The sequence below is a fragment of the Neorhizobium sp. PAMB6716 genome (genome assembly GCF_058242805.1).
Window position 1 is genome coordinate 3,226,369 of sequence record NZ_CM177835.1, and the last position, 26,360, is coordinate 3,252,728.

Annotated in this window: 23 protein-coding genes and 1 other RNA gene; 19 read left to right on the forward strand and 5 right to left on the reverse strand. The window is 63.0% G+C overall.

Going from position 1 to position 26,360, the window contains the following annotated elements; genetic code table 11:
- The first annotated feature begins 17 nt into the window (after positions 1 to 17).
- The 3 genes from AC4CWH_RS15740 (at position 18) to AC4CWH_RS15750 (ending at position 2,664) form a co-directional block, all read left to right on the forward strand.
- Positions 18 to 773, forward strand: coding sequence for a 3-deoxy-manno-octulosonate cytidylyltransferase (locus AC4CWH_RS15740; RefSeq protein ID WP_491319470.1), 756 nt, complete (start codon positions 18 to 20; stop codon positions 771 to 773).
- A gap of 14 nt (positions 774 to 787) precedes the next feature.
- Positions 788 to 1,651 carry a prephenate dehydratase gene (locus AC4CWH_RS15745; RefSeq protein WP_491319471.1) on the forward strand — a complete coding sequence of 288 codons (864 nt, stop codon included), beginning with the start codon at positions 788 to 790 and terminating at the stop codon, positions 1,649 to 1,651.
- Positions 1,652 to 1,749: 98 nt separating this feature from the next.
- Entirely contained in the window at positions 1,750 to 2,664 is a 915-nt protein-coding gene (locus AC4CWH_RS15750; RefSeq protein WP_491319472.1) for a DMT family transporter, read from the forward strand.
- Here AC4CWH_RS15750 and nudC read toward each other — a convergent pair whose 3' ends face one another.
- Both nudC and AC4CWH_RS15760 read right to left on the reverse strand, forming a co-directional pair.
- Positions 2,665 to 3,627 carry an NAD(+) diphosphatase gene (nudC, locus tag AC4CWH_RS15755; protein WP_491319473.1) on the reverse strand — a complete coding sequence of 321 codons (963 nt, stop codon included), beginning with the start codon at positions 3,625 to 3,627 and terminating at the stop codon, positions 2,665 to 2,667. It lies immediately after the preceding gene.
- Between the two features lie 19 nt (positions 3,628 to 3,646).
- Positions 3,647 to 4,051: an HIT family protein gene (locus AC4CWH_RS15760; RefSeq protein ID WP_491282989.1), complete on the reverse strand. Its 405-nt coding sequence runs from the start codon at positions 4,049 to 4,051 to the stop codon at positions 3,647 to 3,649.
- Between the two features lie 86 nt (positions 4,052 to 4,137).
- Between AC4CWH_RS15760 and ffs the strand changes: the two genes are divergently transcribed.
- From ffs to AC4CWH_RS15775, 3 genes are all read left to right on the forward strand, one after another.
- Positions 4,138 to 4,234: signal recognition particle sRNA small type (gene ffs / locus AC4CWH_RS15765), an RNA gene on the forward strand.
- An 83-nt stretch (positions 4,235 to 4,317) separates the two neighbouring features.
- Positions 4,318 to 6,240, forward strand: a complete 1,923-nt coding sequence (locus tag AC4CWH_RS15770) for a DNA polymerase III subunit gamma/tau (protein ID WP_491319474.1) — start codon at positions 4,318 to 4,320, stop codon at positions 6,238 to 6,240.
- A 24-nt stretch (positions 6,241 to 6,264) separates the two neighbouring features.
- Positions 6,265 to 6,588 carry a YbaB/EbfC family nucleoid-associated protein gene (locus tag AC4CWH_RS15775; protein ID WP_491319475.1) on the forward strand — a complete coding sequence of 108 codons (324 nt, stop codon included), beginning with the start codon at positions 6,265 to 6,267 and terminating at the stop codon, positions 6,586 to 6,588.
- Between the two features lie 365 nt (positions 6,589 to 6,953).
- On the opposite strand, the gene AC4CWH_RS15780 is transcribed toward AC4CWH_RS15775, so the two are convergent.
- The gene (locus AC4CWH_RS15780) at positions 6,954 to 7,577 is read right to left on the reverse strand and encodes an MOSC domain-containing protein (protein ID WP_491319476.1); all 624 of its coding nucleotides are present in this window, start codon (positions 7,575 to 7,577) and stop codon (positions 6,954 to 6,956) included.
- 70 nt (positions 7,578 to 7,647) lie between these two features.
- On the opposite strand from AC4CWH_RS15780, the gene recR reads away from it, so the two are divergent.
- Together recR and AC4CWH_RS15790 are read left to right on the forward strand one after the other, a co-directional pair.
- Positions 7,648 to 8,253 (forward strand): recombination mediator RecR, encoded by a 606-nt coding sequence (gene recR, locus AC4CWH_RS15785; protein WP_491282993.1) that lies wholly within the window; start codon positions 7,648 to 7,650, stop codon positions 8,251 to 8,253.
- A gap of 14 nt (positions 8,254 to 8,267) precedes the next feature.
- Positions 8,268 to 9,533 carry a lytic murein transglycosylase gene (locus AC4CWH_RS15790; protein WP_491319477.1) on the forward strand — a complete coding sequence of 422 codons (1,266 nt, stop codon included), beginning with the start codon at positions 8,268 to 8,270 and terminating at the stop codon, positions 9,531 to 9,533.
- Between the two features lie 158 nt (positions 9,534 to 9,691).
- Here the strand turns inward: AC4CWH_RS15790 and AC4CWH_RS15795 are convergent, their stop codons facing one another.
- Both AC4CWH_RS15795 and AC4CWH_RS15800 read right to left on the reverse strand, forming a co-directional pair.
- Positions 9,692 to 10,096 (reverse strand): GNAT family N-acetyltransferase, encoded by a 405-nt coding sequence (locus AC4CWH_RS15795; protein ID WP_491321442.1) that lies wholly within the window; start codon positions 10,094 to 10,096, stop codon positions 9,692 to 9,694.
- 71 nt (positions 10,097 to 10,167) lie between these two features.
- On the reverse strand, positions 10,168 to 11,823 hold the full coding sequence (locus AC4CWH_RS15800; RefSeq protein ID WP_491319478.1) for an MFS transporter: 1,656 nt from the start codon (positions 11,821 to 11,823) through the stop codon (positions 10,168 to 10,170).
- Positions 11,824 to 12,154: 331 nt separating this feature from the next.
- Here AC4CWH_RS15800 and rimP point away from each other — a divergent pair, with 331 nt between their 5' ends.
- From rimP to AC4CWH_RS15855, 11 genes are all read left to right on the forward strand, one after another.
- Positions 12,155 to 12,757 (forward strand): ribosome maturation factor RimP, encoded by a 603-nt coding sequence (rimP, locus tag AC4CWH_RS15805; protein WP_491319479.1) that lies wholly within the window; start codon positions 12,155 to 12,157, stop codon positions 12,755 to 12,757.
- Between the two features lie 60 nt (positions 12,758 to 12,817).
- Positions 12,818 to 14,449 (forward strand): transcription termination factor NusA, encoded by a 1,632-nt coding sequence (gene nusA / locus AC4CWH_RS15810; protein ID WP_491319480.1) that lies wholly within the window; start codon positions 12,818 to 12,820, stop codon positions 14,447 to 14,449.
- Positions 14,446 to 15,132, forward strand: a complete 687-nt coding sequence (locus tag AC4CWH_RS15815; RefSeq protein WP_491282998.1) for an RNA-binding protein — start codon at positions 14,446 to 14,448, stop codon at positions 15,130 to 15,132. Before nusA ends, AC4CWH_RS15815 begins: the two co-directional genes overlap by 4 nt.
- 101 nt (positions 15,133 to 15,233) lie before the next feature.
- Positions 15,234 to 18,128, forward strand: coding sequence for a translation initiation factor IF-2 (gene infB / locus AC4CWH_RS15820; protein ID WP_491319481.1), 2,895 nt, complete (start codon positions 15,234 to 15,236; stop codon positions 18,126 to 18,128).
- Positions 18,129 to 18,428: 300 nt separating this feature from the next.
- The gene (gene exbB / locus AC4CWH_RS15825; RefSeq protein WP_491321443.1) at positions 18,429 to 19,628 is read left to right on the forward strand and encodes a tonB-system energizer ExbB; all 1,200 of its coding nucleotides are present in this window, start codon (positions 18,429 to 18,431) and stop codon (positions 19,626 to 19,628) included.
- A 3-nt stretch (positions 19,629 to 19,631) separates the two neighbouring features.
- Positions 19,632 to 20,108, forward strand: coding sequence for a TonB system transport protein ExbD (exbD, locus tag AC4CWH_RS15830; RefSeq protein WP_491319482.1), 477 nt, complete (start codon positions 19,632 to 19,634; stop codon positions 20,106 to 20,108).
- A complete protein-coding gene (locus tag AC4CWH_RS15835) occupies positions 20,105 to 21,103 on the forward strand; it encodes an energy transducer TonB family protein (RefSeq protein ID WP_491319483.1) in 999 nt (332 codons plus the stop codon). Before exbD ends, AC4CWH_RS15835 begins: the two co-directional genes overlap by 4 nt.
- 68 nt (positions 21,104 to 21,171) lie before the next feature.
- Positions 21,172 to 22,173 carry an Ldh family oxidoreductase gene (locus AC4CWH_RS15840; protein ID WP_491319484.1) on the forward strand — a complete coding sequence of 334 codons (1,002 nt, stop codon included), beginning with the start codon at positions 21,172 to 21,174 and terminating at the stop codon, positions 22,171 to 22,173.
- Positions 22,174 to 22,592: 419 nt separating this feature from the next.
- Positions 22,593 to 23,216: a ribonuclease D gene (locus tag AC4CWH_RS15845; RefSeq protein WP_491319485.1), complete on the forward strand. Its 624-nt coding sequence runs from the start codon at positions 22,593 to 22,595 to the stop codon at positions 23,214 to 23,216.
- Positions 23,217 to 23,300: 84 nt separating this feature from the next.
- Complete coding sequence (locus tag AC4CWH_RS15850) at positions 23,301 to 24,398, forward strand: hypothetical protein (protein WP_491319486.1); 1,098 nt, start codon at positions 23,301 to 23,303, stop codon at positions 24,396 to 24,398.
- A gap of 158 nt (positions 24,399 to 24,556) precedes the next feature.
- Complete coding sequence (locus AC4CWH_RS15855) at positions 24,557 to 26,308, forward strand: hypothetical protein (protein WP_491319487.1); 1,752 nt, start codon at positions 24,557 to 24,559, stop codon at positions 26,306 to 26,308.
- Positions 26,309 to 26,360 lie beyond the last annotated feature (52 nt).

The following is a 26,360-nucleotide window of genomic DNA, read 5'->3' on the forward strand; positions in this document are numbered from 1 at the left end:
TGCCAGAAGAGAAACCAATGCACAATACGGCTTTTGACAAGACGCTCGTTCTCATTCCGGCCCGCATGGCCTCCACACGCCTGCCGGGAAAGCCGCTTGCCGACATCAACGGCGCCCCGATGATCGTGCAGGTGGCGCGCCGCGCACGGGAAGCCAATGTCGGCCGCGTCATGGTGGCTGTCGACGATCAGGACGTCTTCAACGCGGTGAAGGCTGCCGGATTTGAGGTTGTGATGACCCGCGCCGACCATCAGTCCGGATCAGACCGCATCCACGAAGCCATGGTTGCCGCAGACCCCGATGGAAAAGTCGAATATATCGTCAATATCCAGGGCGATCTTCCCACCATCGAGGCGTCAGCCGTGCATGCCTCGCTGCGCCCGATGGAAGATCCGGCCGTGGATATCGCCACGTTGACCGTCGAGATCGACAACGAGGAGGACAAGGTTCTGCCGCACATCGTGAAAGTGGTGGGTTCGCCTCTCTCCGCAAACCGGCTGCGCGCCCTCTATTTCACCCGTGCCACCGCGCCTTACGGCGAAGGCCCGCTTTACCACCACATCGGCCTCTACACCTATCGGCGTGCAGCGCTCGAACGTTTCGTCTCGCTCGGTCCCTCCGTTCTGGAGCAGCGCGAAAAGCTTGAGCAGCTGCGCGCGCTGGAAGCCGGCATGCGCATCGATGTGGAGATCGTTGACTCGGTGCCGCTCGGCGTCGATACTCCCGCCGACCTTGCAAAGGCGCGCGCGATCCTCGCCAGCCGCTCCCTCTGACCGGACATCCAAACATGGTTTCGACGACCAATCGCATCGCCTTCCAGGGCGATTTCGGCGCCAACTCCGACATGGCCTGCCGGGACATGTTCCCGACCATGGAACCGCTGCCCTGCCCCACATTCGAGGATGCCTTTACGGCGCTTGAAAGCGGCGAAGCGGATCTGGCGATGATCCCGATCGAGAACACGCTGGCCGGGCGCGTCGCCGATATCCACCACCTGCTGCCGGAATCGCGCCTGCACATCGTCGGCGAATATTTCATGCCGATCCGCTTCCAACTGATGGTGTTGCCGGGGGTGAAGCATGACGAGATCCGCACCGTTCACAGCCACATCCACGCGCTTGGCCAGTGCCGCAAGATCATCCGCGGAAACGGCTGGAAGGCCGTGGTCGCCGGCGATACCGCCGGCGCTGCAAAGCTTGTGGCCGAACGCGGCGACCGCTCGATGGCAGCCCTTGCGCCGCGTCTGGCCGCCGGCCTTTACGGGCTTGAAATCCTGCAGGAAAATGTCGAGGATTCCGAGCACAACGTCACCCGTTTTGTCGTTCTCTCGCGCGATGAAAAATGGGTCAAGCGCAACAGCCCGGACGAACTCATCGTCACCACCTTCGTCTTTAATGTGCGCAACATTCCAGCCGCCCTCTACAAGGCGATGGGCGGTTTTGCCACAAACGGCATCAACATGACGAAGCTCGAAAGCTACCAGATCGGCGGCAAGTTCGTGGCAACGCAGTTTTATGCCGATATCGAGGGACATCCGGAAGATGCGCCGGTGCGCCGGGCGCTTGAGGAATTGCGCTTCTTTTCCGAAAAGGTCTGCATTCTCGGCAGCTATCTCGGCCATCCCATGCGCCGGTCGCTGAACGGCGGCTGATTTCACTCCCTTCCCGGCGGGATCATCGGTCCCGCCCTTTCTTTTCACGCGTCAGCCGTCGTGCCAGCATCGTCTTGGACTGCGGCAAAGGAGATCGCATGCTGCTTGGAATCCTCGCCGGCCTGCTGACGGGCGCGCTCTGGGGCCTCACCTTCGTTGCCGCGCGCCTTGTGCATCCTTTTTCCGTCTGGGACATCACGATCGGCCGCTATTTCGTCTTCGGCATCACCTGCCTTGTCACCATGCTGCATCCGCGCTTTCGTTTGCAGGGCGTGGGGGTGAAACGCGCGCTGATCGGCATGGCGCTCGGCGTCATCGGTTATGTCGGCTATTTTCTGCTCGCCTCGCAGGCCGTGCTTCTGGCCGGTCCCGTCATTCCGCCGTTGATCATCGGCGTGACGCCCGTGGTTCTTCCGGCAATTGCCAACCTGATGGAGCGCACCATCGCCTGGCGCCGGCTTGCAGCCCCTCTGGTGATGATTGCCGCCGGCATTCTGGTGGTCAATCTCGAGCTGGTGGCAAAGCTTGACGTTGCCGGACAGCGCATGATGCTGGCCGGTGCCGGATGCGCGGTGGCAGCGCTCCTCGTCTGGGTGATCTACGGCATCGTCAATTCCCGCCTGATGCGGGCAGAAAACCCGCCAAGCGCCATGGACTGGACGACCCTTCACGGTCTTGGCGCACTGATCGGCTCGATTTTCCTTCTGCCCATGGCGTCTGATGCCTATCAGACAGTCTCTTCCGATGTGCTGATGCGCTTCATCGTCTGGGCGCTAGTGCTGGGCATGGCCGCCTCCTGGCTTGCCACCTGGTGCTGGAGCTTTGCCTCCAACCGGCTGCCGCTGGCGCTGACGGCGCAGCTGATCGTGGCGGAAACCGTGTTCGGCCTGATCTTCGGACTTTCCATGGACCTGCGCTGGCCAACACCATCGGAAGGGTTTGGCTGCCTCCTGCAGGTCATCGGCGTCTCGCTTGCCGTGCGCGAATTCACCCGCCGCGCAAAACCCGCCTGATCAGCGGCTCCATTCCACCCAGTCACGCAGCAGGCGGTGGGCAATGGCACCGCGCAGCGGTGCAGACGGCCCCTCGCCTGCAGGATCTGCCGCAAGCATGGCGACAACCTCGGCACGCGAAAACCAGCGGCAATCCTCCAGTTCCTGGGTGTCGATACCGATATCCTCGCTCAGCGCCTCGGCATAACAGCCGATCATCAGCGAATGCGGCATCGGCCAGGGTTGTGATGCATGGTAGCGGACCCGGCCCGTGACGATGCCCGATTCCTCGCGCGTCTCCCGGCGCACGGCATCCTCGATGGTTTCGGCCGGCTCAACAAACCCGGCAAGCGCCGAATACATGCCCGGCGTAAAGTGATGGCCGCGGCCGAGCAGCACGCGATCACGCGCCTCGTCCACCGTCAGCATGATGACGACGGGATCGGTGCGCGGAAACATCATATGCGCGCAGGCCGGGCAGATGCGCTTGTAGCCGGCAAGGCGACTTTCGGTCCTGGTGCCGCATTTGCCGCAGAAACGGTTGGCGTCGTTCCAGTGAAGAAGGCTGACGGCCTGCGCCACCTCGCCCAGCACCTCCTCCGCGACCAGACCATCACGCAAGGCAGAACGCGCATCCGTCAGCCGGAATGACAGCGAAAGTTCCTCGGCCGGGCGCTGGACCGGAACGGCAAGGCGCGGCGAACCATCCTGGCGCATCCCCAGCAGAATGGCGCCGGCCAAATCCGGCAAAAGAGGCTCAAGCTCCGCACGGTCAAACAGCGGATCAAGCGTGCCCTCGGTCTCCTTCAGCAGGAGCCGGTTGCCGGAAAATGCAAGGATCGTCGCGCCGCCAAGCGCCAGCGCCTGACCGAGACTGTCTTCCGTGCGGTGTTCGGCATCGCGGTCCAGCCGGTTGCCGGTAAATGCCGTCAGCCGGCTTGGCTCGCCGTGCGGCGCATCGGTATCGAAAAGGGAATGGGTCATGGGGTCAGATCTTGGAGGGTCAGAGGGCTTGGTCGAGGGCGGCAAGGAAGGTGCGTTTCTTGTCTTCATCGTAAGGTACGGCAGAACCATGGCCCCAGATCGGCCCCGGCCAATTGGCATCGCCTTCGTTGCGCGCCACCACATGGACATGAAGCTGCGACACAACATTACCGAGCGCCCCGACATTGATTTTTTTTGCGCCGGTGACCCGCTTCAGCGCCTCCGCCACCAGATTCGTCTCGAAGGTCAGCATGGTCTGGTCGAGCGGCGTAAGCTCGAAGATTTCACTCATTCCGGGCCGCTGCGGCACCAGCATCAACCAGGGCCAGCGGCTGTCGTTCAAGATGCGCAGCTGGCAGAGGCCCAGCACCGTCACCAGATCAGAATCGCGCGCCAGCCGGGCATCCAGTTCGAATGGGCTCAAGGTTTCCTCCTGCTTTTTCCTCTTGCTAGCAGTTTTTTGGAAGGTTGGCTTGCATTTGGTTCCGTTATTGCCGATATGTCGCCTCGGGAGGTTGGTGGTGGACGAGCCACTCGCCAACCGGGTCAGGTCCGGAAGGAAGCAGCCCTAACGAGCCAGGCACGGGTCGCCGTGCCAGCCTCCCACCTCATTCCCTATATGGCCAGCGTCCGGTCGGTCCGCATTCCGGCAGAGGCCGGGGCGGCCTTGAAGAAGGCTGGCGGAACCTCATGAGCGACATAGAGCCGCCGGAACACAGGCCGACAGTTTCGGGCACCACCACGCAGCCGAATGCCGGCTACCGGGTCCTGGCGCGAAAATACCGCCCGAAGGATTTCTCCGACCTGATGGTCGGCCAGGAACCGATGGTGCGCACCCTCACCAACGCGTTTGAGACAGGCCGCATTGCCCAGGCCTATATGCTGACCGGCGTGCGCGGCGTGGGGAAAACCACGACCGCCCGTATTCTGGCCCGCGCGCTGAATTACAAGACGCCTGAAATCGACAAGCCCACAATCGACCTCCGTATTCCCGGCGAACACTGCCAGGCGATCATGGAAGGCCGCCATGTCGACGTGATCGAGATGGACGCCGCCTCCCATACCGGCATCGACGACATCAGAGAGATCATCGAGCAGGTGCGCTACCGCCCGGTTTCGGCACGCTACAAGGTCTACATTATCGACGAAGTGCACATGCTCTCGACGCAGGCCTTCAACGGGTTGTTGAAGACGTTGGAAGAGCCGCCGGAACATGTGAAATTCATCTTCGCCACCACCGAAATCCGCAAGGTTCCGATCACGGTCCTGTCGCGCTGCCAGCGGTTTGACCTGCGCCGCATCAGTGCCGCCGATCTGGTCGGACTGTTTTCCACCATTCTCGGCAAGGAAGGCGTGCCCTTCGAGCCGGAGGCGCTGGCGATGGTGGCGCGTGCGGCGGAAGGTTCTGCGCGTGACGGCCTGTCGCTGCTCGACCAGGCGATTGCCCATGGCGGCGGCAGCGTTCAGGTGGACACCGTGCGCGGCATGCTGGGCCTTGCCGACCGCGCCCGCATCGTCGATCTGTTCGAGCATGTGGTGAAGGGCGATGTGACGGCAGCCCTTTCGGAATTTACCGCGCAGTATGAAGCAGGCGCGAGCCCGGTTGTGGTGCTGACGGATCTTGCTGATTTCACCCATCTCGTCACCCGCGTCAAATATATCCCCGATGCCGCCGACGACCCGTCGCTCAGCGAAGTCGAGCGGGTGCGCGGCGCAGAATTTGCCGGCACGGTGGCCGTCAGCACGCTGTCACGCATCTGGCAGATGCTGCTGAAGGGCCTTCCCGAAGCGGAAAATTCTTCCAGGCCTGCCGGCGCTGCCGAGATGGTGCTGATCCGCCTGACCCATGCCGCCCATCTGCCCTCTCCGGAAGATGCCGCGCGCCGCATGGCCGACCTTCTGTCCAACGGCGGCGGGGATGCCGGTGCCTCCGCTTCGCCCGCCGGCAATGGCGGCGCGCGTGCGATGGCAGCACCGCAGGTAAACGCGATGGCGCGCGGGCCAGACAGTGCTCCCGCCGCCCGCATGCCCTCCGGCGGCGCGACCGCCATGCTGGCAGCCGTTCCCGCATCCTCCCAGCCGATGGCGATGGGGCAGACGGAAGCGCGGCCGGCAAGCAACCCGGCACCGCAGCAGAAACAGCAGCCTGAGCCGAAGGTGCCTATCACCTCGCTCTCGGATATTGCCGATCTCTGCACCAAAAACCGCGACCCGAAGCTGAAGGCGCTGTTGCGCGGTTTCGTGCGGCTGGTGAAGGTGGAGCCCGGCCGGCTGGAAATCAACCTGCCGACCGACGCGCCGAAAAGCATTGTCGGCGACCTGCAAAAGCGTCTCGAAGAGTGGACCGAAATCCGCTGGATGGTGATTTTGAGCCGCGAGGCGGGATCGCAGACCCTGTCGGAAGTGGAAACGGAAGCCCGCGAGGCCCGCCTCACCGATGCGCGATCTGACCCGGATGTCGCGGCCATTCTTTCGCAGTTTCCCGGCGCCCGTATTACCGATGTGCGCATCCGGATGGCGGAGTTGATCGACGATGCCGACGAGGCACCGCCGCCGGCCACCATCGAAAGTGCCGAGGGCGACATCCTGCCCGGCGACGACATGGAATTCTAACGACAAACGATAAGGAGCGACCCGATGCGCGACATCATGGGCATGATGGGCAAGGTCAAGGAAATGCAGGCCAAGATGGAAAAGGTGCAGGAGGAAATCGCTGCCCTTGAAATCGAAGGCCGGGCCGGTGGCGGGCTCGTCACCGTGATCCTCAACGGCAAGGGCGAAATGCGCGGCCTGAAGATCGATCCCGCGCTCTTCAAGGAAGACGAGGTGGAAATCCTCGAAGACCTGATCGTTGCCGCCCACAAGGACGCCAAGGACAAGGGCGAGGCGCAGGCCCAGGAAAAGATGGCGGCCCTGACCGCCGGCCTGCCTCTGCCGCCCGGCATGAAGCTGCCGTTCTAAGGCAGATACGGGGCCGTAGCACAATGCTGCGGTCCAGGCTGTTGCTACACAAGTCTTTGCCTGGGCGAAAGGATCGCCGGAATTCCTTCTCCGCGCCTGCGGTAAAGCTATCGCATTTGAAGTAAGCCCCTCTCTGCCCTGCCGGGCCGACCTGGGTCGAGCCACGGGTCTCGCCCCGTCCTTCGGACCCCCCACAAGGGGGGAGATATCATGCGGCAAGCGTCCCGTTCGCGCATCAGAGGGTGCGGCCGGGGTAAGCCCTCCCCCTTGTGGGGAGGGTTTGGGAGGGGACTTTCTTCATATGCGATAGCCCTGCCCACAAAGGGAAAAGGTGCCGGCAGCGGGATGATGGGCAGGCCCGCGCCTCAACTGCCCGTCTTTTCCAGATCCGCTCGCAGCTTCGTGTGGATCGGTGCTGCGAGATACCGCGCCCGGTCTTCCGGCGTCAGCCTTTTGCCAAAAGTGCGCATCATCTCCGGGATCGGCACTTTTTCTCCGGAAAATGCTTCGAACCTCACCGGCTCCTCAGGGCTTACGGTTCCCGGCACAAGAACACGGCAATAAATACCCGGCCTGCCCGCTGCCATATAACGCTTGGCGAACTTTGCATCTCCCATGCGGGCGGAAAACGTGTTGCAGGGGATGCGGGCAGACGTCGCCTCCAGCACCACCCCGCCTGAGAGGTAAAACCGGTCACCGGCGCAGACCTCGAGGTTGTCGAGGCTCTCAATGACAAGGTTTTCGCCGAACAGGCCCGGCGCCACCGGATGACCAAGCGCTTCGGCCCACCACTCCAGCGTCAGGCTGCCCTCCACATAGACCGCCTGATCCGGCCCGCCGTGATATTTGCGGTTGCAGATCGCATCGCCGATGAGGCCGTTTTCATCAACCAGCACGGCACCCGCAACGGAGTGTTTGTTGATGCCCGTCTTATAACTTTTTCCCGGCAGTTTTTCCGCCTGACCAAGACAGATGGCGCTGACTTTCATGGGGCAAGCCTCACTTTGCGAGTGCGTTTTGGCGATTCCGTTTTCCAGACATATGGTCTAAAAGCGGCGCATGGCAAAACGTGTGACCGGTCCCGAAATCGAAAAACTCATCCAGTTGCTGGCAAAGGTTCCGGGGCTTGGGCCCCGCTCCGCACGCCGCGCAGCCCTGCACCTCATCAAGAAACGCGAGCAGTTGATGGGACCGCTCTCGACCGCGATGGGCGAGGCCTATGACAAGGTGAAGGTCTGCTCCCGCTGCGGCAATGTCGATACGGTCGACCCGTGCACAGTCTGCACTGACGAGCGGCGCGATCAGGCCGTCATCATCGTGGTGGAGGACGTGTCCGACCTCTGGGCGCTGGAGCGGGCGGGCGCGATGAACACCGCCTATCATGTGCTCGGCGGCACGCTCTCGCCGCTCGATGGTGTCGGACCTGACGATTTGAACATCAAGGGCCTGATCGACCGGGTGAGCGAAGGCGGCATCCGCGAAATCATTCTGGCCGTCAACGCCACCGTCGAAGGGCAGGCAACGGCGCATTACATCACCGACCGGCTCGGCGATCTCGAGGTGCGCATCACGCGGCTGGCGCATGGCGTGCCTGTTGGCGGCGAGCTTGATTATCTCGACGAGGGAACACTGACGGCCGCACTTCGTGCCCGCACCGTGATCTGAGGAGGATGACGCTCATGGTCAAAACAACCGCCGCCAGACGGCACCTCTGCCGCGCCCTTGCACTTATTGCCCTGTCGCTGCTGCCGCTGCCGGCGCTTGCCGCCCCCTCGAAAGCTCAGGTGGAAGCACAGTTCCGCGCCTGGCTTGCGAAGGAGATTGCACCGGAGGCGCGAAAAGCCGGGGTTTCGGCCCGCACCGCCGACAGTGCGCTGAAAGGTGTCAAACTTTACTGGGATCTGCCGGATCTGGTGCCACCCGGCACCACGCCGCCGAAAGAGCGTGACCAGAGCCAGGCGGAATTTTCATCGCCCGGCGCCTATTTTTCCGAACAGCGCCTGCAGGGGCTTGCTGCGGCCGGCCGGTCTCTCGCCGCCACCCATGCGGCCACACTGCGCAAGGTGGAGCAGACCTACGGCGTACCGGGGTCCGTCGTGCTTGCCGTCTGGGGTCGCGAATCCGGTTATGGACGGGCAAAACTGCCTTATGCCGCGCTGGATGTGCTGGCCACAAAAGCCTTCATGTCCACCCGCAAGGACATGTTCCGCGCGGAACTGATCGACGCGCTGCGCATCATCGAGCATGGCGACATCACCGCAGACAAGATGATGGGCTCCTGGGCGGGCGCCCTTGGCCAGCCGCAGTTCATGCCATCGAGTTATGCGCGTTATGCGGTGGATTTCGATGGCGATGGACGTGCCGATATCTGGAATTCGGTGCCGGATACGCTGGGCTCGATTGCCCATTATCTGGCGCTGAAAGGCTGGCAACGCGGTCGCGACTGGGGTTTTGAAGTGTCCATTCCGCAAAACGTCTCCTGCGCGCAGGAGGGGCCGGATCTGGCAAAGCCGATTTCCGCCTGGGCCGGCATGGGCATCACCCGCATTTCGGCCAAGCCCTTTCCGGCAGCGGAGCTGAGGGTGGACGGCATGATGCTGGTTCCCGCCGGCCGCCACGGCCCGGAATTCGTCGTCACGCCGAATTTCTACGTGCTGAAGGAATATAATAATTCCGATCTCTATGCCCTCTTCATCGGCAATCTCGCCGACCGCATCGCCCATGGCGCCGGCGCCTTCGAAGGCCGCTGGGGCCCGGTCGGCAAAATGCTGCGCTCGGATGTTCTTGCCATGCAGAAAACCCTGCAGGCCAAGGGTTATGATGTTGGCAATGCCGATGGTCTCGCCGGCTTCAAGACCCGCCGATCGCTGGGCGACTGGCAGGCGAAGAACGGACTTTCTCCCACCTGCTTTCCCGATGAGAGCCTGAAGGCAAAGCTGCGCTGAGCGCACCTCAAGGGCTCACAGTCTGTTCCAGAATTCCCTCTGGCGCGGCGAAAATGGTGATTTCGAGAAGCCGAGCGGAGCGTACGTTTGGTACGTGAGCACCGGACAAGCAGAAATTGCCATTTACAGCCCGCCGGAGGGAATTTTGGAACAGACTGTCAGAGGGAAAGCTTGAACCCTTCGTGTGTCGGCTCGAAGCCGAGCGACCGGTAAAAGCGGATCGCATCGTCGCGTCGTTTGTCCGAGGTCAGCTGCACGAGTTTGCAGCCGCGCGCGCGGCATGTGTCGATGGCCCAGGCGAGCATCTGACGGCCGATGCCGCCTCCCCGCGCATCTGCTGCCACCCGAACACTTTCGATCTGACCGCGCCACAGGCCAAGGCGCGACAGGCCGGGAATGAAGCTCACCTGAAGACAGCCAAGCACCTGGCCCTCCGGCGAAACGGCAACCGCAAGCAGCTGGTTGTCATCCGCCTCGATGGCCTCGAAGGCTGCAACATAACGCCGGTCGACCGGATCCGACACCACTTCGCGGGCAAGCCCCAGCGCGTCATCGGCCAGCATGGCAACGATGGCGGACAGGTCGTCGCGGGTGGCCGTGCGGATCTTGAGCAATGCGTCTCTCCCAATTGCGGTCAGTGATGAAGGTCAAGCGCCGACTTGTGGAACACGTCGTCACGCGCATCGTGCGGGGGAATGGCCTGGCGCTCGATCATGCGGTGAACGCGCGGTCCTTCCGGCCCGGCGTGAAGGGCGCGGATGCGCGCCCAGACCTCCGCATCGGCCTGCGTGCGGCGCTGATTGTGGCGCACGTAATCGGCCCAGGTGGCGGTATGATAGGTTTCCGTCCAGACGTCAGGATTTTCCAGATCCCGGAGCAGCCCCCATTGGCGGGCACCATCGCGGATACGGATGCGCCGCCGCTCCGACATCAGCGTCAGGAATTCGGCCACGTTTTCCTCGCGGATCGTATAATCGATGAGAAGAACGATGGGTCCGCTGCGCGGTTGCAGATCAAGTCGCAGCGAGGGTTCGCGAAACGTGTTGACGGGATCGAGGTTCAGCGTTTCCAGCGAGGGCAGCCACAGCTTCCAGCCAATGGCGGCGCCAAACACCATGGAAAGGCTTGCCAGCATCAGGGCCGTGGAAACGCCATGCTCTTCGGCAAGCGAGCCCCACAGCCAGCTGCCGACCGCGATGCCGCCAAAAGCTGCCGTCTGGTAGAAGGACAGCGCACGCCCCACCACCCAGCGCGGCGTCGACAGTTGAACGGTGGTGTTAAACAGCGAGAGCGCCAGCACCCAGCAGGCGCCGGGGATCAGAAGCACAAGACAGGTGAGCCAGGTCGCGGTGGAAAGGGCAGCCACGACGGCGCTGAGAGCAAAGCCGGTAAACGAGATGCGCACGATCATCTCGCTCGAAAACATCTCACGCAGCCGCGCATTGAGCATGGCACCGCCAACGGCGCCGACGCCAAACGCCCCCAGCATGAAGCCATAGGTCAGCGGGCCGCCGGAGACGAGATCGCGTGCGACGAGAGGCAGGAGCGCAAGGATGGCACTGGCGGACAACCCGAACAGAGTGGACCGGAACAGCACATTGAGCAGTTTTGGCGACATCGCCACGTAACCGAAGCCGGCAGAGAGCGCCCGGCCCAGCGTTTCGCGTGGCAGCCGGCTTTCCGGCTCCTCCTGTTTCCAGCGCGAAAGCGCATAGATGAGCGCAAAATAGCTGGCGGCGTTGACGGCAAAGGCAGCCGCCGCGCCGAAAGCTGCAACGATGGCGCCGCCGATGGCAGGTCCCACGCTGCGGGTAATGTTGAAACCGACACTGTTCAGCGTCACGGCCGCCGGCAGCACCGGGCGCGGCACGAGATCCCCGACAGAGGCCTGCCAGGAGGGATTGTTGAGCGCCGTGCCGCAGCCGATGAGGAAGGTGAAACCAAGAAGCGCCCAGGGCGTCAACCAGCCGAAGAAGGCAAAAAGCGTCAGCAGAAGCGAGACGGCAAGCATAAAACCTTGCGCCGTCAGCATGATGCGGCGGCGGTTGTAATTGTCGGCAAGCGCGCCTGCCACCAGCGAAAACAGCATGATCGGCAGCGCTGTCGACGACTGGACAAGCGCCACCATGTTTTCCGACGAGGAAATCGCCGTCATCATCCAGGCGGCCCCGACAGCCTGGATCAGTCCGCCGAAATTGGAGGCGATGCTGGCAATCCAGATGGTGCGGAATGTCTGGTAACCGAAAGGCGCCAGGGGTGAGACCCGCTCGGGCACGGTGAACCTCTTCATGCTCTTGATGCTGCCGGCTAAACTAGTCGGGCGGGCGCCAACGGCAAGCGCAAAAGCGAAGCGGGCCATCCTCTTGTCGCGATCCCTTAGGATATCCCGCAGACCTTGCCAGACGCTCGCGCCGGCTTGACCGGCACAGGCGCAGGACGCATCTTTGCCCTCCAGCCCCCGCCTCTGCCGCAACGCTTGCAATTGCGGCTTTGAAAGCGTATATGGCTCTCATATTCTTGATCGTCAGATGAAGGGTGGGGCCGCAAGGACCCGCTCTTTTTTGTTAGGCGGTCAGGCTCGCAGCATCATCGCCGGGACGGCGACAGCGCCGAAAGACCAAATGCAGGACAACGCCAAGGAACCGCGTCTCCTCGTCGAGACAGGCCTCGACCTCCGGGTCGCTGAAATCATCGAGCCGACGCTCGAGGCAATGGATTTCCGTCTCGTCAGGGTTCGTCTGATGAACCAGAACGGCCTGACTTTGCAGATCATGTGTGAACGAGATGACGGAACCATGAATGTCGAGGGCTGCGAAGCCGTTTCGATGGCGGTTTCTCCGGTTCTCGATGTGGAAGATCCGATCGATAAGGCGTATCATCTGGAAGTGTCATCGCCCGGCATCGACCGCCCGATGGTGCGCAAATCCGATTTCGTCCGCTGGACCGGGCATCTCTTGAAGTGCGAAACCTCCGTCATGCTCGACGGCCGCAAGCGTTTTCGCGGCAAGATCGTCGAAACGGACGACAACGGCTTCACCCTTGAACGGGACCAGGTGGCCTATGGCGAAGAACCGCGTGTGACGGTTCCTTATTCGGCACTGGCTGAAGCCAAGCTGATCCTGACCGACGACCTGATCCGCGATGCGTTGAAGGCGGACAAGCTGGCCAAGGCCGAAGCCGCCAATCAGAACGACGAAGACCTGACCGAAGAAGATCAGGACTAACCGATAAACGTTCTTGCTTCCGCAAGGGCGAACCAATTCGATCTACGGAGACCGACGACAATGGCAGTGAGTGCGAACCGGCTAGAACTTCTGCAGATCGCAGATGCAGTGGCGCGCGAAAAGGTCATCGACCGCGAGATCGTGCTGGCCGCAATGGCCGACGCGATCCAGAAGGCCGCCCGCTCGCGTTACGGCACCGAAAGCAACATCCGCGCCGACATCAATTCCAAGACCGGCGAAATCCGCCTGCAGCGTCTTCTGGAAGTGGTCGACCATGCGGAAGACTATACAACGCAGATTCCGCTGGCGCTGGCCCGCGACCGCAATGTCGACGCCAAGATCGGCGACTTCATTGCCGATCCGCTGCCGCCGATGGACTTTGGCCGTATCGCTGCCCAGTCGGCCAAGCAGGTCATCGTGCAGAAGGTGCGCGAAGCCGAGCGTGACCGCCAGTTCGACGAGTTCAAGGACCGCGTCGGCGAAATCATCAACGGCACTGTCAAGCGCGTCGAATATGGCAACGTGATTGTCGATCTCGGCCGTGGCGAAGGCATCATTCGCCGTGATGAAATGATCCCGCGCGAAAACATGCGCTACGGCGACCGCGTTCGCGCTTACGTCTACGACGTGCGCCGCGAACAGCGCGGCCCGCAGATCTTCCTGTCGCGTACCCATCCGCAGTTCATGGTGAAGCTGTTCACCATGGAAGTGCCTGAAATCTACGACGGCATCATCCAGATCAAGTCGGTGGCCCGTGACCCGGGCTCGCGTGCCAAGATCGCCGTTATCTCGAACGATAGCTCGATCGATCCGGTCGGCGCCTGCGTCGGTATGCGCGGTTCGCGCGTTCAGGCCGTTGTCGGCGAGCTTCAGGGCGAAAAGATCGACATCATTCCGTGGAGCCAGGATCCGGCTTCCTTCATCGTCAACGCCCTGCAGCCGGCTGAAGTCGCCAAGGTCGTTCTGGATGAAGATGCCGAGCGCATCGAAGTGGTGGTGCCGGACGAACAACTGTCGCTCGCCATCGGCCGTCGCGGCCAGAACGTACGTCTGGCCTCGCAGCTGACCGGTTGGGATATCGACATCATGACGGAGGCCGAGGAATCGGAACGCCGTCAGAAGGAATTCAACGAACGCACCAACCTCTTCATGGATGCGCTCGACGTGGACGAAATGGTCGGCCAGGTTCTGGCATCGGAAGGTTTCGCGCAGGTCGAGGAACTGGCCTATGTCGAACTGGACGAAATCGCCTCGATCGACGGTTTCGACGAAGACACCGCCAGCGAAATCCAGATGCGCGCCAAGGAATACCTCGAGCGCCTGGAAGCCGAAATGGACGCCAAGCGCGTTGAACTCGGCGTTCTCGATGAGTTGAAGCAGATCGATGGCCTGACCGGCAAGATGCTGGTGGCGCTTGGCGAAGACGGCATCAAGTCGGTCGAGGACTTTGCCGGCTGTGCCGCCGACGATCTCATCGGCTGGTCGGAACGCAAGGACGGCGAAACGAAGAAGTTCGAAGGCCTGTTCTCCAAGTTCGACGTGTCGCGTGTCGAGGCTGAAAACATGATCGTGCAGGCCCGTCTGATGGCCGGCTGGATCACCGAGGAAGACCTCGCAAAACAGCAGGCTGAAGCGGAAACCGAAGAAGCCGACATGGCTGACGAGGAGGCGGACGCCGCAGTTCAGGAATGATTGCGGCAGCTGTTGCCGGTGACGGGAGCGCAGACGATGCGGAATTGGTTGTGAACGACCGGACCTGCATCGTGACGCGTGAAGCCGTTTCGCCGGAAGAGCTGATCCGCTTCGTCGCAGCACCGGATGGAACCGTTGTGCCGGACCTGAAGCGGCAATTGCCGGGTCGGGGATGCTGGGTCAAGGTGGATCGCGCCCTGGTGGAAACCGCCATCAAGCGCAAGATCTTTGCCCGCGCCCTGAAGGCGGACGTGAAGGCGGCCCCGGATCTTGGTGATCTGGTCGACAAACTGCTGGTGGCAGACCTGACGGGAATGATGGGCATGGCGCGCAAGGCGGGCCAGTTCATCTCAGGCGCCACCAAGGTGGATGCCGCGGTCCGCTCGGGCCAGACGCTGGGCGTCTTCCATGCATCGGACGCGGCAGCGGACGGTGTGCGAAAAATCGACCAGGCCCGCAAGGCCTGGCGGCTGGGGACAGAGAGCGAGGAGGAGATACCCTCCTTCATGCTCTTTACCGCGGCCGAAATGGACGAACTGATGGGCCAGAGTGCTTTTATCCATGCTGCGGCGCTTGCCGGACAGGCGGGTGAGGGTGTAGTGAAACGCGCAACCATGCTCGATACGTACCGCAATGGCGGTCACTCCAGAGCAAATGGCGGCGCTGGCCGGTCAGAGACATGACGTGGTCACCGGCATTCGCCGGCAGCCGCACTGGAAAAGTGTATTGAACGACAGGATCTGATGGTTTCCATCTCTGTTCCTGTCGGAAGGAACAGGAACGGATGACCGACAACAAAGACGACAAGACGCTCAGCGTTACGGCTAAGAAGACCCTCACCCTGAAGCCTTCGGGGATGAGCCAGGGTACCGTGCGCCAGGAAATGGGTCGCGGTCGCACCAAGGCGGTCGTGGTGGAAACGCGCAAGCGCCGCCCACTGCGTCCGGAAGATGAAAAGCCAATCACCCCCATCACGACGCCTGCGCCGGCAGCCCCTGCTGCACCGCGCGCAGAACAGCCGGCACCCCAGCCCGTGGCCGCAGCACCTGCGTCACCGCCGGTTGCACAGGCCCCGGCACCCGTCGCAGCGCCGCCGGTTGCAGCAGCACCGGCTCCGCGTCCGGCTGCCCCGCAGCCGCAGCGTCCGGCGCAGAATGCAGGCTACGGCGCCGGCCAGAACAACCAGCAGCGCCCGAACCAGCAGGGCAACCGCCCGCAGCATTCGCAGCAGCGCCCGTCCTCGCAGCAGCAGCCGCGCCCGTCGCAGCCGCAGCGCCAGCCTGATCGTCCGCGCGGTGGCACCGTACTGCACGACCTCTCGGCCAGCGAAATGGATGCCCGCCGCCGCGCGCTTGCCGAAGCGCAGGCCCGCGACATCATCGAGGCCAAGCAGCGTGTCGAGGACGAAGCCCGTCGCAAGATCGAGGACGAGCGCCGTGCCGCCGAACAGGCAATCGAAAACGAACGTCTGGCCGCGGAAGCCAAGCTTCGCGCCGAAGAGGCCGCAAAGGCTGGCGTGACTGCGCCTGCCCCGGTCGAAGCTCCGGCTGAACGTGCAGCCACAGCCCCAGCAGCAGCCCCCGCCGGTGCCCGCGCACCCGACGGCCGTCCGCAGGCGCCGCGGGCGCCGGTTGCAGCTCCAGGTCTTCCGGGTGCTGTGCGTAGCCGCAAGAGCGGTGAAGAAGACGATGATCGCGGCCCGCCGCGTGGTGCGCCGAACCGTGGCAAGATCACGGCACCGGTTCCGGCAAAGGTGCCTGCCCGTCCGAAGGTCGAGGAAGATCGTCGCCGTGGCAAGCTGACCGTCACCACCGTCAGCACGGATGATGACGGCAACGCCCGTGGCCGTTCGATGGCCGCGACCCGTCGCCGCCAGGAAAAGTTCCGCCGCAGCCAGATGCAGGAAACCCGCGAAAAGGTTATGCGCGAGGTCATCCTGCCGGAAACCATCACCATTCAGGAACTGTCGCAGCGCATGTCCGAACGCGCCGTTGACGTCATCAAGTACCTGATGAAGGAAGGCCAGATGATGAAGCCGGGCGACGTCATCGACGCCGATCTGGCTGAACTGATCGCCACCGAATTCGGCCATACCGTCAAGCGCGTGTCGGAATCCGACGTTGAAGAAGGTATCTTCAACGTGAAGGATGATGAAGTCGAGCTGGTATCGCGTCCGCCTGTTGTCACCATCATGGGTCACGTCGACCACGGCAAGACATCGCTGCTCGACGCCATCCGCAAGACCTCCGTCGTATCGGGCGAAGCCGGTGGCATTACCCAGCATATCGGTGCCTATCAGGTTGAGCAGAACGGCCAGAAGATCACCTTCATCGACACCCCCGGCCACGCCGCCTTTACCGCGATGCGTGCCCGTGGCGCCCAGGCAACCGACATTGCCATTCTGGTGGTTGCGGCCGACGACAGCGTGATGCCGCAGACGATTGAATCGATCAACCACGCCAAGGCGGCCGGTGTGCCGATCATCGTGGCGATCAACAAGATCGACAAGCATGAGGCAAACCCGGACAAGGTTCGCCAGCAGCTTCTGCAGCACGAAGTTTTCGTGGAATCGCTCGGCGGTGAAGTGCTCGACGTCGAAGTGTCGGCGAAGAACAAGCTCAACCTCGACAAGCTGCTCGAAGCCGTCCTGCTGCAGGCGGAAATCCTTGACCTCAAGGCCGACCCGACGCGGACTGCCGAAGGCACCGTCATCGAAGCGCAGCTCGACCGTGGTCGTGGTGCCGTGGCAACCGTGCTCGTCCAGAAGGGTACACTGAAGCCCGGCCAGATCATCGTGGCCGGCGACCAGTGGGGCCGTGTGCGTGCGCTGGTCAACGACCAGGGCATTCACGTCAAGGAAGCCGGACCTGCCATGCCGGTTGAAATTCTCGGCCTGTCCGGTACGCCGGCAGCCGGCGACAAGTTCGCCGTGGTCGAGAACGAGGCCCGCGCGCGCGAAATCTCCGAATATCGCCAGCGTCTGGCCCGCGACAAGGCCGCTGCCCGCCAGTCCGGCCAGCGCGGTTCGCTCGAACAGATGATGAGCAAGCTGCAGAACACCGGGTTCAAGGAGTTCCCGCTGGTCATCAAGGGCGACGTGCAGGGTTCGATCGAAGCCATTATCGGCGCGCTCGACAAGCTCGGCACCGACGAAGTTCGCGCCCGCATCGTACATTCGGGTGCCGGCGCCATCACGGAATCGGATATCGCACTGGCTGAGTCCTCGGACGCTGCCATCATCGGCTTTAACGTCCGTGCCAATGCACAGGCGCGCACGGCAGCCGAGCGCGGTGGCATCGAGATCCGCTACTACAACATCATCTACGATCTGGTGGATGACGTGAAGGCAGCGATGTCGGGCCTCTTGTCTCCGGAACGTCGCGAGACCTTCCTCGGCAATGCCGAAATCCTGGAGGTGTTCAACATCACCAAGACCGGCAAGGTCGCGGGTTGCCGCGTCGTCGAAGGCAAGGTCGAGCGTGGTGCGGGCGTTCGCCTGCTGCGCGACAACGTCGTCATCCACGAAGGCAAGCTCAAGACCCTCAAGCGCTTCAAGGACGAAGTGTCCGAAGTGCCGATGGGCCAGGAATGCGGCATGGCCTTCGAAAACTACGAAGACATCCGCGCCGGCGACACGATCGAGTGCTTCCGCGTGGAACATATCACGCGCACGCTCTGATCGCCGTCAGCCGTCAGACATGATCAACGCCGGGCCCTCAAGCCCGGCGTTTTTTTTGCGCCATGCCGGCGAATCTCTCTCCTGGAAACGGACTTCGGCAAAAGTTGACCACTTCAATCGGCTTTCACGGCACAATATAGTTGCCAAACATACTCAAGTTTATTATCGGGTAGGCAACTGGCGTGGCCGCGCAGGACGACTGTGTGCGGCACCGCTTTCGGCGCCCGCCTTCTGCAGCAACGACCAGACCGGCCGGGGGCCCTTGCCTGCGTAAGATCATCCGGAGTTTGCCTGATGCCGATCCCGTCCCTCCCGTCGACCGCTTTTTCCAGCCGCGTAAAGACCGGTGCAACCGGCGGCCTTGCCGCTGCGGCGATCGCGGTCTCGCTTTTGGCCACCCCCGCCATGAGCCAGACGCCGGCGCCGGCGCAGCAGACCCCCGCCGTGGAAGCGCCGGCCGTGGAACCATCTGCCACGCAGCCGCGCCTGGCCCAACCGGCAACGCCTGCTGCTCCGGGCGGAGAGGGCGCAGGCACGCAGACCACGCAACCAACAGTCCCCGCCCAAGCCCAGGCTCCCCAACCTGCAACGACTGCACCAACAGCCCCGGCTGCCGAACCGTCTGCGCAAGCACCCCAGGCGCCACAAGCGCCCCAGGCGCCGGCCGCCGATGCTGCAGCGCCCGATAATACGGCGCCGCAGGCTCCAGACGCTGCACCGGGCGAGGCGCCGGGTGGCATGCTGAACTCGCTTGTCGATCCGCAGGCACGCGGCGACATTCCCCACAATCTGTCGCCCATGGGCATGTTCCTGGCGGCTGACTGGGTGGTGAAGGGCGTGATGATCGGCCTTGCGATTGCCTCGCTGATCACCTGGACCGTCTGGCTTGCCAAATCGCTGGAACTGATCGCGGCCCGGCGGCGCGCCAAGGGGGTCATCAAGGCCATCGGCAGGGCACGGACCTTGTCGGATGCCTTGTCTGCCACCGAACGGCGCGGCGGACCTGCCGCCCTGATGCTGCGCGAGGCCGCAACCGAACTGACGCTCTCGGAAGGCGCGCTGGACCACGCGGAAAACAGCGGTGTGAAGGAGCGTGTCTCCTCGACGCTCGGCCGCATCGAGGCGGGCGCCGGGCGCCGCATGATGCGCGGCACCGGCGCACTTGCCACCATCGGCTCCGTCGGCCCGTTCGTTGGCCTGTTCGGCACCGTCTGGGGCATCATGAATTCGTTCATCGGCATTTCACAATCGCAGACCACCAACCTTGCGGTCGTGGCACCTGGCATTGCCGAGGCGCTGCTCGCCACCGCCATCGGCCTTGTCGCCGCCATTCCGGCGGTGGTGATCTACAATATCTTTGCCCGCTCGATCACCGGTTATCGCCAGCTTCTGGCCGATGCGGCAGCCGGCGTGGAACGGCTGGTGAGCCGCGACCTCGATTTCCGCAAGGTGCCGCCGGGCGCGCGCAAATCCTCCGTCTCGCTTGTTGCAGGAGAATGAGCCATGGCCGGAGGCATTCGCGAAAATAGCGGCGATGATCTGCCGGAGAACCATGAAATCAACGTCACGCCGTTCATCGACGTGATGCTGGTTCTGCTGATCATCTTCATGGTGGCCGCACCGCTTGCAACCGTTGACGTGAAGGTGGACCTGCCGGCATCGACCGCGAAACCTGCGCCGCGTACCGACGAGCCGCTTTATCTCACCGTCAAGCAGGATTTGACCCTCAGCCTCGGCAATGATGCGGTCAGCCGCGAACAGCTGCCGGCCATGCTTGCACAAGTGACCGGCGGCAACACGGATGCGCGAATTTTCCTGCGGGCCGACAAGTCGGTCGATTACGGGCAATTCATGGAGGTGATGAACCTCTTGCGCGACGCCGGCTACCTGAAGATCGCCCTTGTTGGGCTTGAGACGCTGCCTGCAGCGCCACAGGCGACACCGGCACCGGCGCCGGCCGAAGAGGGAGCAACCCCATGAGCCAGATGCTTCCCCGCAGCCGATGGAGCAAACTTGGCGAGGCAGCTCTCTGGTCCAGCGCCTGTACGGTGGTTCTTGCAGCACATCTGGCGGCTGCCGCCGTGATGCTGCGCGAGGATGAGGTCGCTTCGGCTGACGCTGCGCAGCCTGCCGCGATCATGATCGAGCTTGCCCCGGAGCCGGAGGCTGCGGAAACCGAGGAGACGATGGTGTCCGAGGAACAGCAGGATTCGCAGGAGGTGAAGAGCGAATCAACCGAGCCGGTGAAGGAGCCGCCGCCCGAACCGGTTGTCGAGCCAACACCGGAACCGCCGCCAGAGCCGCCGCAAGAGGTTGCCGAAACCCAGGAACCGCCGCCGCCGGAGCCCGTCATTGAGGAACCGGCGCCGGAAGAGCCGGTCAAGGAAATAACGCAGACCATTCCGGAAAAACCGCCGGAACCCATCGAGGAACCGGTGGACGAAATGGTCGAGCAGCAGCTTGCCCTCCTGCAGAATGTGGAAGTACCGCTTCCCGTGGTGCGCCCGCCAGAGGTTGAGGAGCCGAAGGAGGAGGCCGTGCAGGAAAAGCCGAAGCCGGTTGAAAAGAAGGTTGTTCGCGCTGAAAAGCCGAAACCGAAGCCGCAGGCTGCAAAGGCTACCCAGCAGGCCAAGGCCGACGTGCAGCAATCCAACCGCACGGCAGCGGCCGCTACCTCCACCAGCCTTGGTGGCAATTCGGTCGCGCCGGCGCGCTGGCAGGCAAAGCTTTATGCACATCTTAGCCGCAAGAGGGGCGGACGTTGCCCGGCGTCTGGGGGCGGCAGCACCGCCTATGTCACCTTCCTCATCGATGATGGCGGCAATCTTTCCGCCGTATCGCTGTCAAGATCGTCCGGTTATTCCGATTTCGACAGCTACATGGTCGATTTTGTCCGCCGTGCCTCACCCGTTCCGCCGCCGCCGGCTGGCGTCAGCAACAAAGTCACGGTTCCGCTCGCCTCTAAAAACTGCTAGTTCAGGCCTTCAGGGGTTTGCGCTGCTCGCAAGAAGGCGCGGCCCGCCCGCCTCAGGACATAAGCAGCATGCACCATACCCTTGCCGACCTTGAACGGCAGATCACCGCGGTTTTCGAGACAAGCGGCGTTCTGCCTGCGTCCTCACGCTCGGTTGCCCGGGCACTTATCGCGGCTGAAGCCGCCGGCCAGTCCGGCCATGGCCTTCGCCGCGTGCCAGCCTATGTGAAACAGGTGAGAGCCGGCAAAGTGGATGGCAGCGCGCAGGCAACCGCCGCGCACCCGCGCCCCGGCGTTCTGTCTATCGATGCCCGCCACGGCTTTGCCTATCCGGCGCTTGATCTGGCGGTGGCCGAGCTTGCGCCGCTTGCCCGCACCCAAGGCATAGCGTCTGCTGCCATCTTCCGCTCGCATCATGCCGGCGTGATGGCGCTGACCGTGGAGCGTTTTGCCGATGAGGGGCTGGTGGCCATGATGTTTGCCAATGCCCCGGCCGCCATGGCGCCCTGGGGCGGCCGGAAGCCACTCTTCGGCACCAATCCGATCGCCTTTGCCGTGCCCGTTGGAGAGCCGGCGGACGGCATCGATCCTATTGTCATTGATCTGGCACTTTCCAAGGTGGCGCGCGGCAAGGTGATGGAGGCCCAGCAAAAGGGCGTCGCCATTCCCGACGATTGGGCCCTTGACCCAGAGGGGCGCCCGACGACCGATCCCGACATTGCCATGCAGGGCACGATGGCGCCGGCCGGTGGTGCCAAGGGTGCCGCCCTTGCCATGATGGTGGAAGTTCTCGCAGCCGGCATCACCGGGGCGCATTTTTCGCACGAGGCGTCTTCGCTGTTCGACGACAAGGGACCGCCGCCGGAACTTGGCCATTTCATCATCGCCATCGACCCGCAGGCAACGGCAGGTGCCGGCTTTGGCGCGCGCATGACAGCACTTGCCACGCTCATGGCCAGCGAAGACGGCGTGCGCCTGCCCGGTCGCCGCGGCCGCTCGCTGCGTCGTGCAGCGCTCGAGACGGGCATTTCCATCGATGAGAGCGTGATGCAGGCGATCGCAGCACTTTAAGCGCGATCCGTGAGCATGTGGAAACGCCAGACGCCGCCGCGACACGATCTGCGGCGGCTTTGCCGGTGTCGCACCTCAATCGCCAGGATGGACGCCTTCAGGATGATGTAGGGGATAGCCCTAAACAGAAAAAGCCTGCCGCGGGAGGAGGTGCGGCAGGCTTTTAAACTTGATCGGCAATTGGGAGGAGGAGGAGATTGCCGATCTCAACGAAGCAGCACTGGGAGGAGGAGTGCGCCGCTTCGATGCTTGACATATAGGCCGGTCCTTCGATTCGAACAAGGCCACCGCTGCAACGCAGCAATGCACCTGACGCACAGCTACCTTCCCACTTGATGTCCGAAGGGGCAGATAAAGAGCATATTCAGAAACCATGGCTTGGTTTATAGCGGGAAGACGGAAACGCAAAGAGGCAGGCCATGAGCAAGATCCGGACGCACGAAGGCGATATTTCCGCAGAGGATGTAGCGCGTTACACCGACGCCATCGCCATCGACACGGAAACGCTGGGGCTTGTTCCACGCCGTGACCGGCTCTGCGTCGTGCAGCTATCGCCGGGCGACGGCACCGCCGACGTGATCCGCATTGCCGCGGGCCAGACGCAGGCGCCGAACCTTATGGCGATGTTGGCCGATGCGGGCCGCGAAAAAATCTTCCATTACGGCCGCTTCGACATTGCCGTGCTCTACCAGACCTTTGGCGTCACGACCGCCTCGGTGTTCTGCACCAAGATCGCCTCTCGCCTGACGCGTACCTATACCGACCGGCACGGGTTGAAGGACAACCTGAAGGAAATGCTTGACGTCGACGTGTCGAAAGCACAGCAGCAGACCGACTGGGCAGCCGAAACGCTCAGCCAAGCACAGCTCGACTATGCCGCCTCCGACGTGCTCCACCTGCATGCCCTGCGTGAAAAGCTGATGGCCCGGCTGGTGCGCGACAAGCGGCTGGAACTTGCACAGGCCTGCTTCGACTTCCTGCCGACCCGGGCCAAGCTTGATCTTCTCGGCTGGGAAGATACCGACATTTTTGCTCACAGCTGAAAGATGTCGCCCTCTACGGTTAAGGATCACTTAACCGCACATCCATAGATTTTTTTTGAGCTTCTACAGTCTATGGGCGAGATCATGTTACTTCCAAGCCTGCAATCTACCAGCATGATCGCGGTCGATACGATGCGCTCCATGCTGGACGGGATCGAGAAGCGCCGCAAGGAAGAACAGCAGGAAATCTCCGGGCAAAAGCCGGACCCGATCACGCAAGCAAAGATTTCGGCAAGTGAAGAGGCAAAACAGGCGCGCGAAAAGATAAGTGCCGCGCTGTTTTCTGCCAACAAGGTCGATCTGAACGCCTTGAAAGTCGAGCTTTTCGAGAAGCTCGGAAAGTCGCTCGGCATCGAGAGAACCGACAGCATGTCGTCCTACGCCTATGGACGCGCAATCGAGAAGGCGGTGGAGCAGTTGTCTCCGGCCGATCAGACGCGCCTGACGAAGGATCTCGGACTTGACGCGCTGGACGTGTCGCTGGCAACGGTGATCGAGGCGATCAAGAACCCGTATGCCGATGGCAGCGCCAAGCTCGACAAGGCACTCGAAAAACACCACGGCGACGGAAAAGCCACAAGCGCTGACACCCGCAAAGTGCTGCAGCGGCTGGAGGATGCGGCCGACCCCAAAACTCTTAGCGAGTTGAAGCTTGGCGATGTGACCTATGATCCGACTCGGGTGGTGGACGCAGAAACCCGCAAGGAGCGCGAACAGGATATCGCAGCACAGGAAGCCGCTGAAAAACTGGATGACGTGAAGGACATGCGCGACGCCGTGAGCGAGCGCAACGAGCCGGTCTTTCGCGGTGAAGCGGTTGCTCCGACCGATAAGGAGGGCGCAGCAGACCAGTTGCTCGCGGTGTTGGCTGGTGCTGCGGAGAGCATTGACGACGAGACGGCGGAACAGGAAGCAGATCCTTCCGATACAGCCGACACAGAAGGGGATGATAGCGCTGAAAGCCAAAAGGGCGTCGGCACCTCCCTCGACACAGTCGCAACCACCGACGACCTGCAGACGATGCAGGTGATGCGACAACTTGAAGAGGAGATCGGGTTCGATGCGACCGGCTCGTCTCAGGCACTCGCAATCACGGTGGACGATCTGGGCATCTACGCTCTGCTGCGGCCAAAACCCGGACAGAGCGCGGGCCAGGGCGGATCTCTGAAGGCTGCGGCCTGATCCGCGGGTTAATCAAATTTTAAGTAATTTCATTTCTAATTCTAACTTAATCGGCTTTAGATGACGCCATGAGGCGCCGCGGTTGCGGCCCGTTCGGTCGCAATAGACGCCCCGCCAGCCGGTCTGCCCTTCAACCGACACAAGCGTGGAGCAGACCCATGTTGACGCCTGTCGCCGCATCATCAGACACGTCCTTCAGCGCCTATGGCCAGCCCGGCATCGTTTTGTCCGCGCAGAGGGGCGATGTGCTTTTGTCCTCAACAAGCGTGGATCCGCGCATGCTGCGGGAACCGTCGGTCAGCAGCGGCAGCCGGCTCGATTTGTTGTCTTTGTCTGGCCAGCTGCAACTGGCGCAGGGGCTTTCGGTGGTCGAAACCATCGGCGCGCTCCTCTCCGTCAGCCGTAACCAGGGCGAACCGCTCACCGATTATGCCGATCGGATCGCAGAGGTAATTTCCAAGCTTTCACCCACGGAACGCCTCTCGTTGCAGCGTGCGCTCAACCAGCTGATGCAGGGGTTTACGCTGCGCCTGCTGACCGAAATCCTCAAAAACCCCGTCGGCCCCGACGCAACCCGGCTGGCGCTGAAGCTGGAGGCCGCCGCCTATCAGGAGCGAGACCCGGTGACGCGCCAGGTGGTAACCTCCTATCGGCAGAATGCCGGGGCCGAGGCACAACCGCCAGCCAGTGGCCGGCCGGTCCCGAGCAGCGCAATCGCTGGCTCAGCCGCCCGGCAGACCGCGTCGGCCGGCGGAAGCGCCACGGAAGCCTCTCCAACAGATACCCGCGATGATGCAAAGCAACCCGCGCTCCGGCAGAATTCCGACGAGACTGAACGCGAAGGCGAGGCGAGAACGAGCGCTCGCCCGGGCGCCCCTCTCACGCTTCTGAACAGTCGGACAAGCGCGCAGCCGGGCATTCCCGCGGCTCCCGCCCCGGCCAACATTCTTGCTGCCGGCGCCGATCTGCTCGGGCAGGCGGCAACCCTCTCCCTCACCGATCCCGAAGAGACAGGCCTGCCGCAGGCGGTTGCCACGACGCCCGAAACGAAAGCTCCGGCAGAACTCCGGCCGGACGCGCAAAATGCTGCGGACGCAGCATTGGATGACGTGACCTATGACGGCCCCGCCCTTGCGCGGCTGGTGCAGGCCGGTGGCGAGCCGCCGATTGCTTCCGCAGCGACACGGGCGGCAAGCGCCAGCCAACAACCAGTACTGCCGGCCTCTGCATCCATGCCGGCAGCCGTGCTGATGACCCTTCCAGAACCGGAATCGGTCCCCGTCGCCTGGATCTCCGGGCTTTACGCCGATGAAGGCGGCGCCTCCTGGCTGCTGGCCAATGCCGCACCGCAGGCCATGGCGGATGCGGCCGATCCCCTTGCCGCCCATGGCTTTGATGGCATGGCAGCGAGCGGGGACGAAGGTTTGCCCAATAGCCTTGGCGCCGGTCCCGGAACCGCTTCGACACCGCTCCCGGCAGCCGCTGCGCAGAACACCGGCACGCCGACATCCGCTGCCACGCTGAACCCGGCACAGCAGACCGCCGCCCTGCAGGCGCTCGCAGCCCAGGGAATGCTGGTCCGTGAGGGTGTGCTGCCCGCCTACGTTCCTTATCCCGCACCGGGCGGCATCGATGAAAAGCCAAAACCGCTTGTTCCGGCCGTCGAGCCCGATGACGAACACCGCGAGCGCGGTCGTCGCTCTGGGGGCGATCCCGGCACCGGCGAGGATGGGCAGGATGAGCGGAGGTCGGCCGAATCAGAAGCGACCATGGCAGGCGATGACGACGTGATGCAGGAACTTGCCCTTTTCGATGAGCGCGCGGCAGAACAGGACATCGTTCATCTGGCGACGGCACCCGCTACCGGCGACGATGCGCAGGCCTATTACCAGCGCATGGCCGGCTGGTAAAACGCCGGCGCGCCCACCCGCCCCTCGCCCGAAAACACGTCAAAAATCAGCC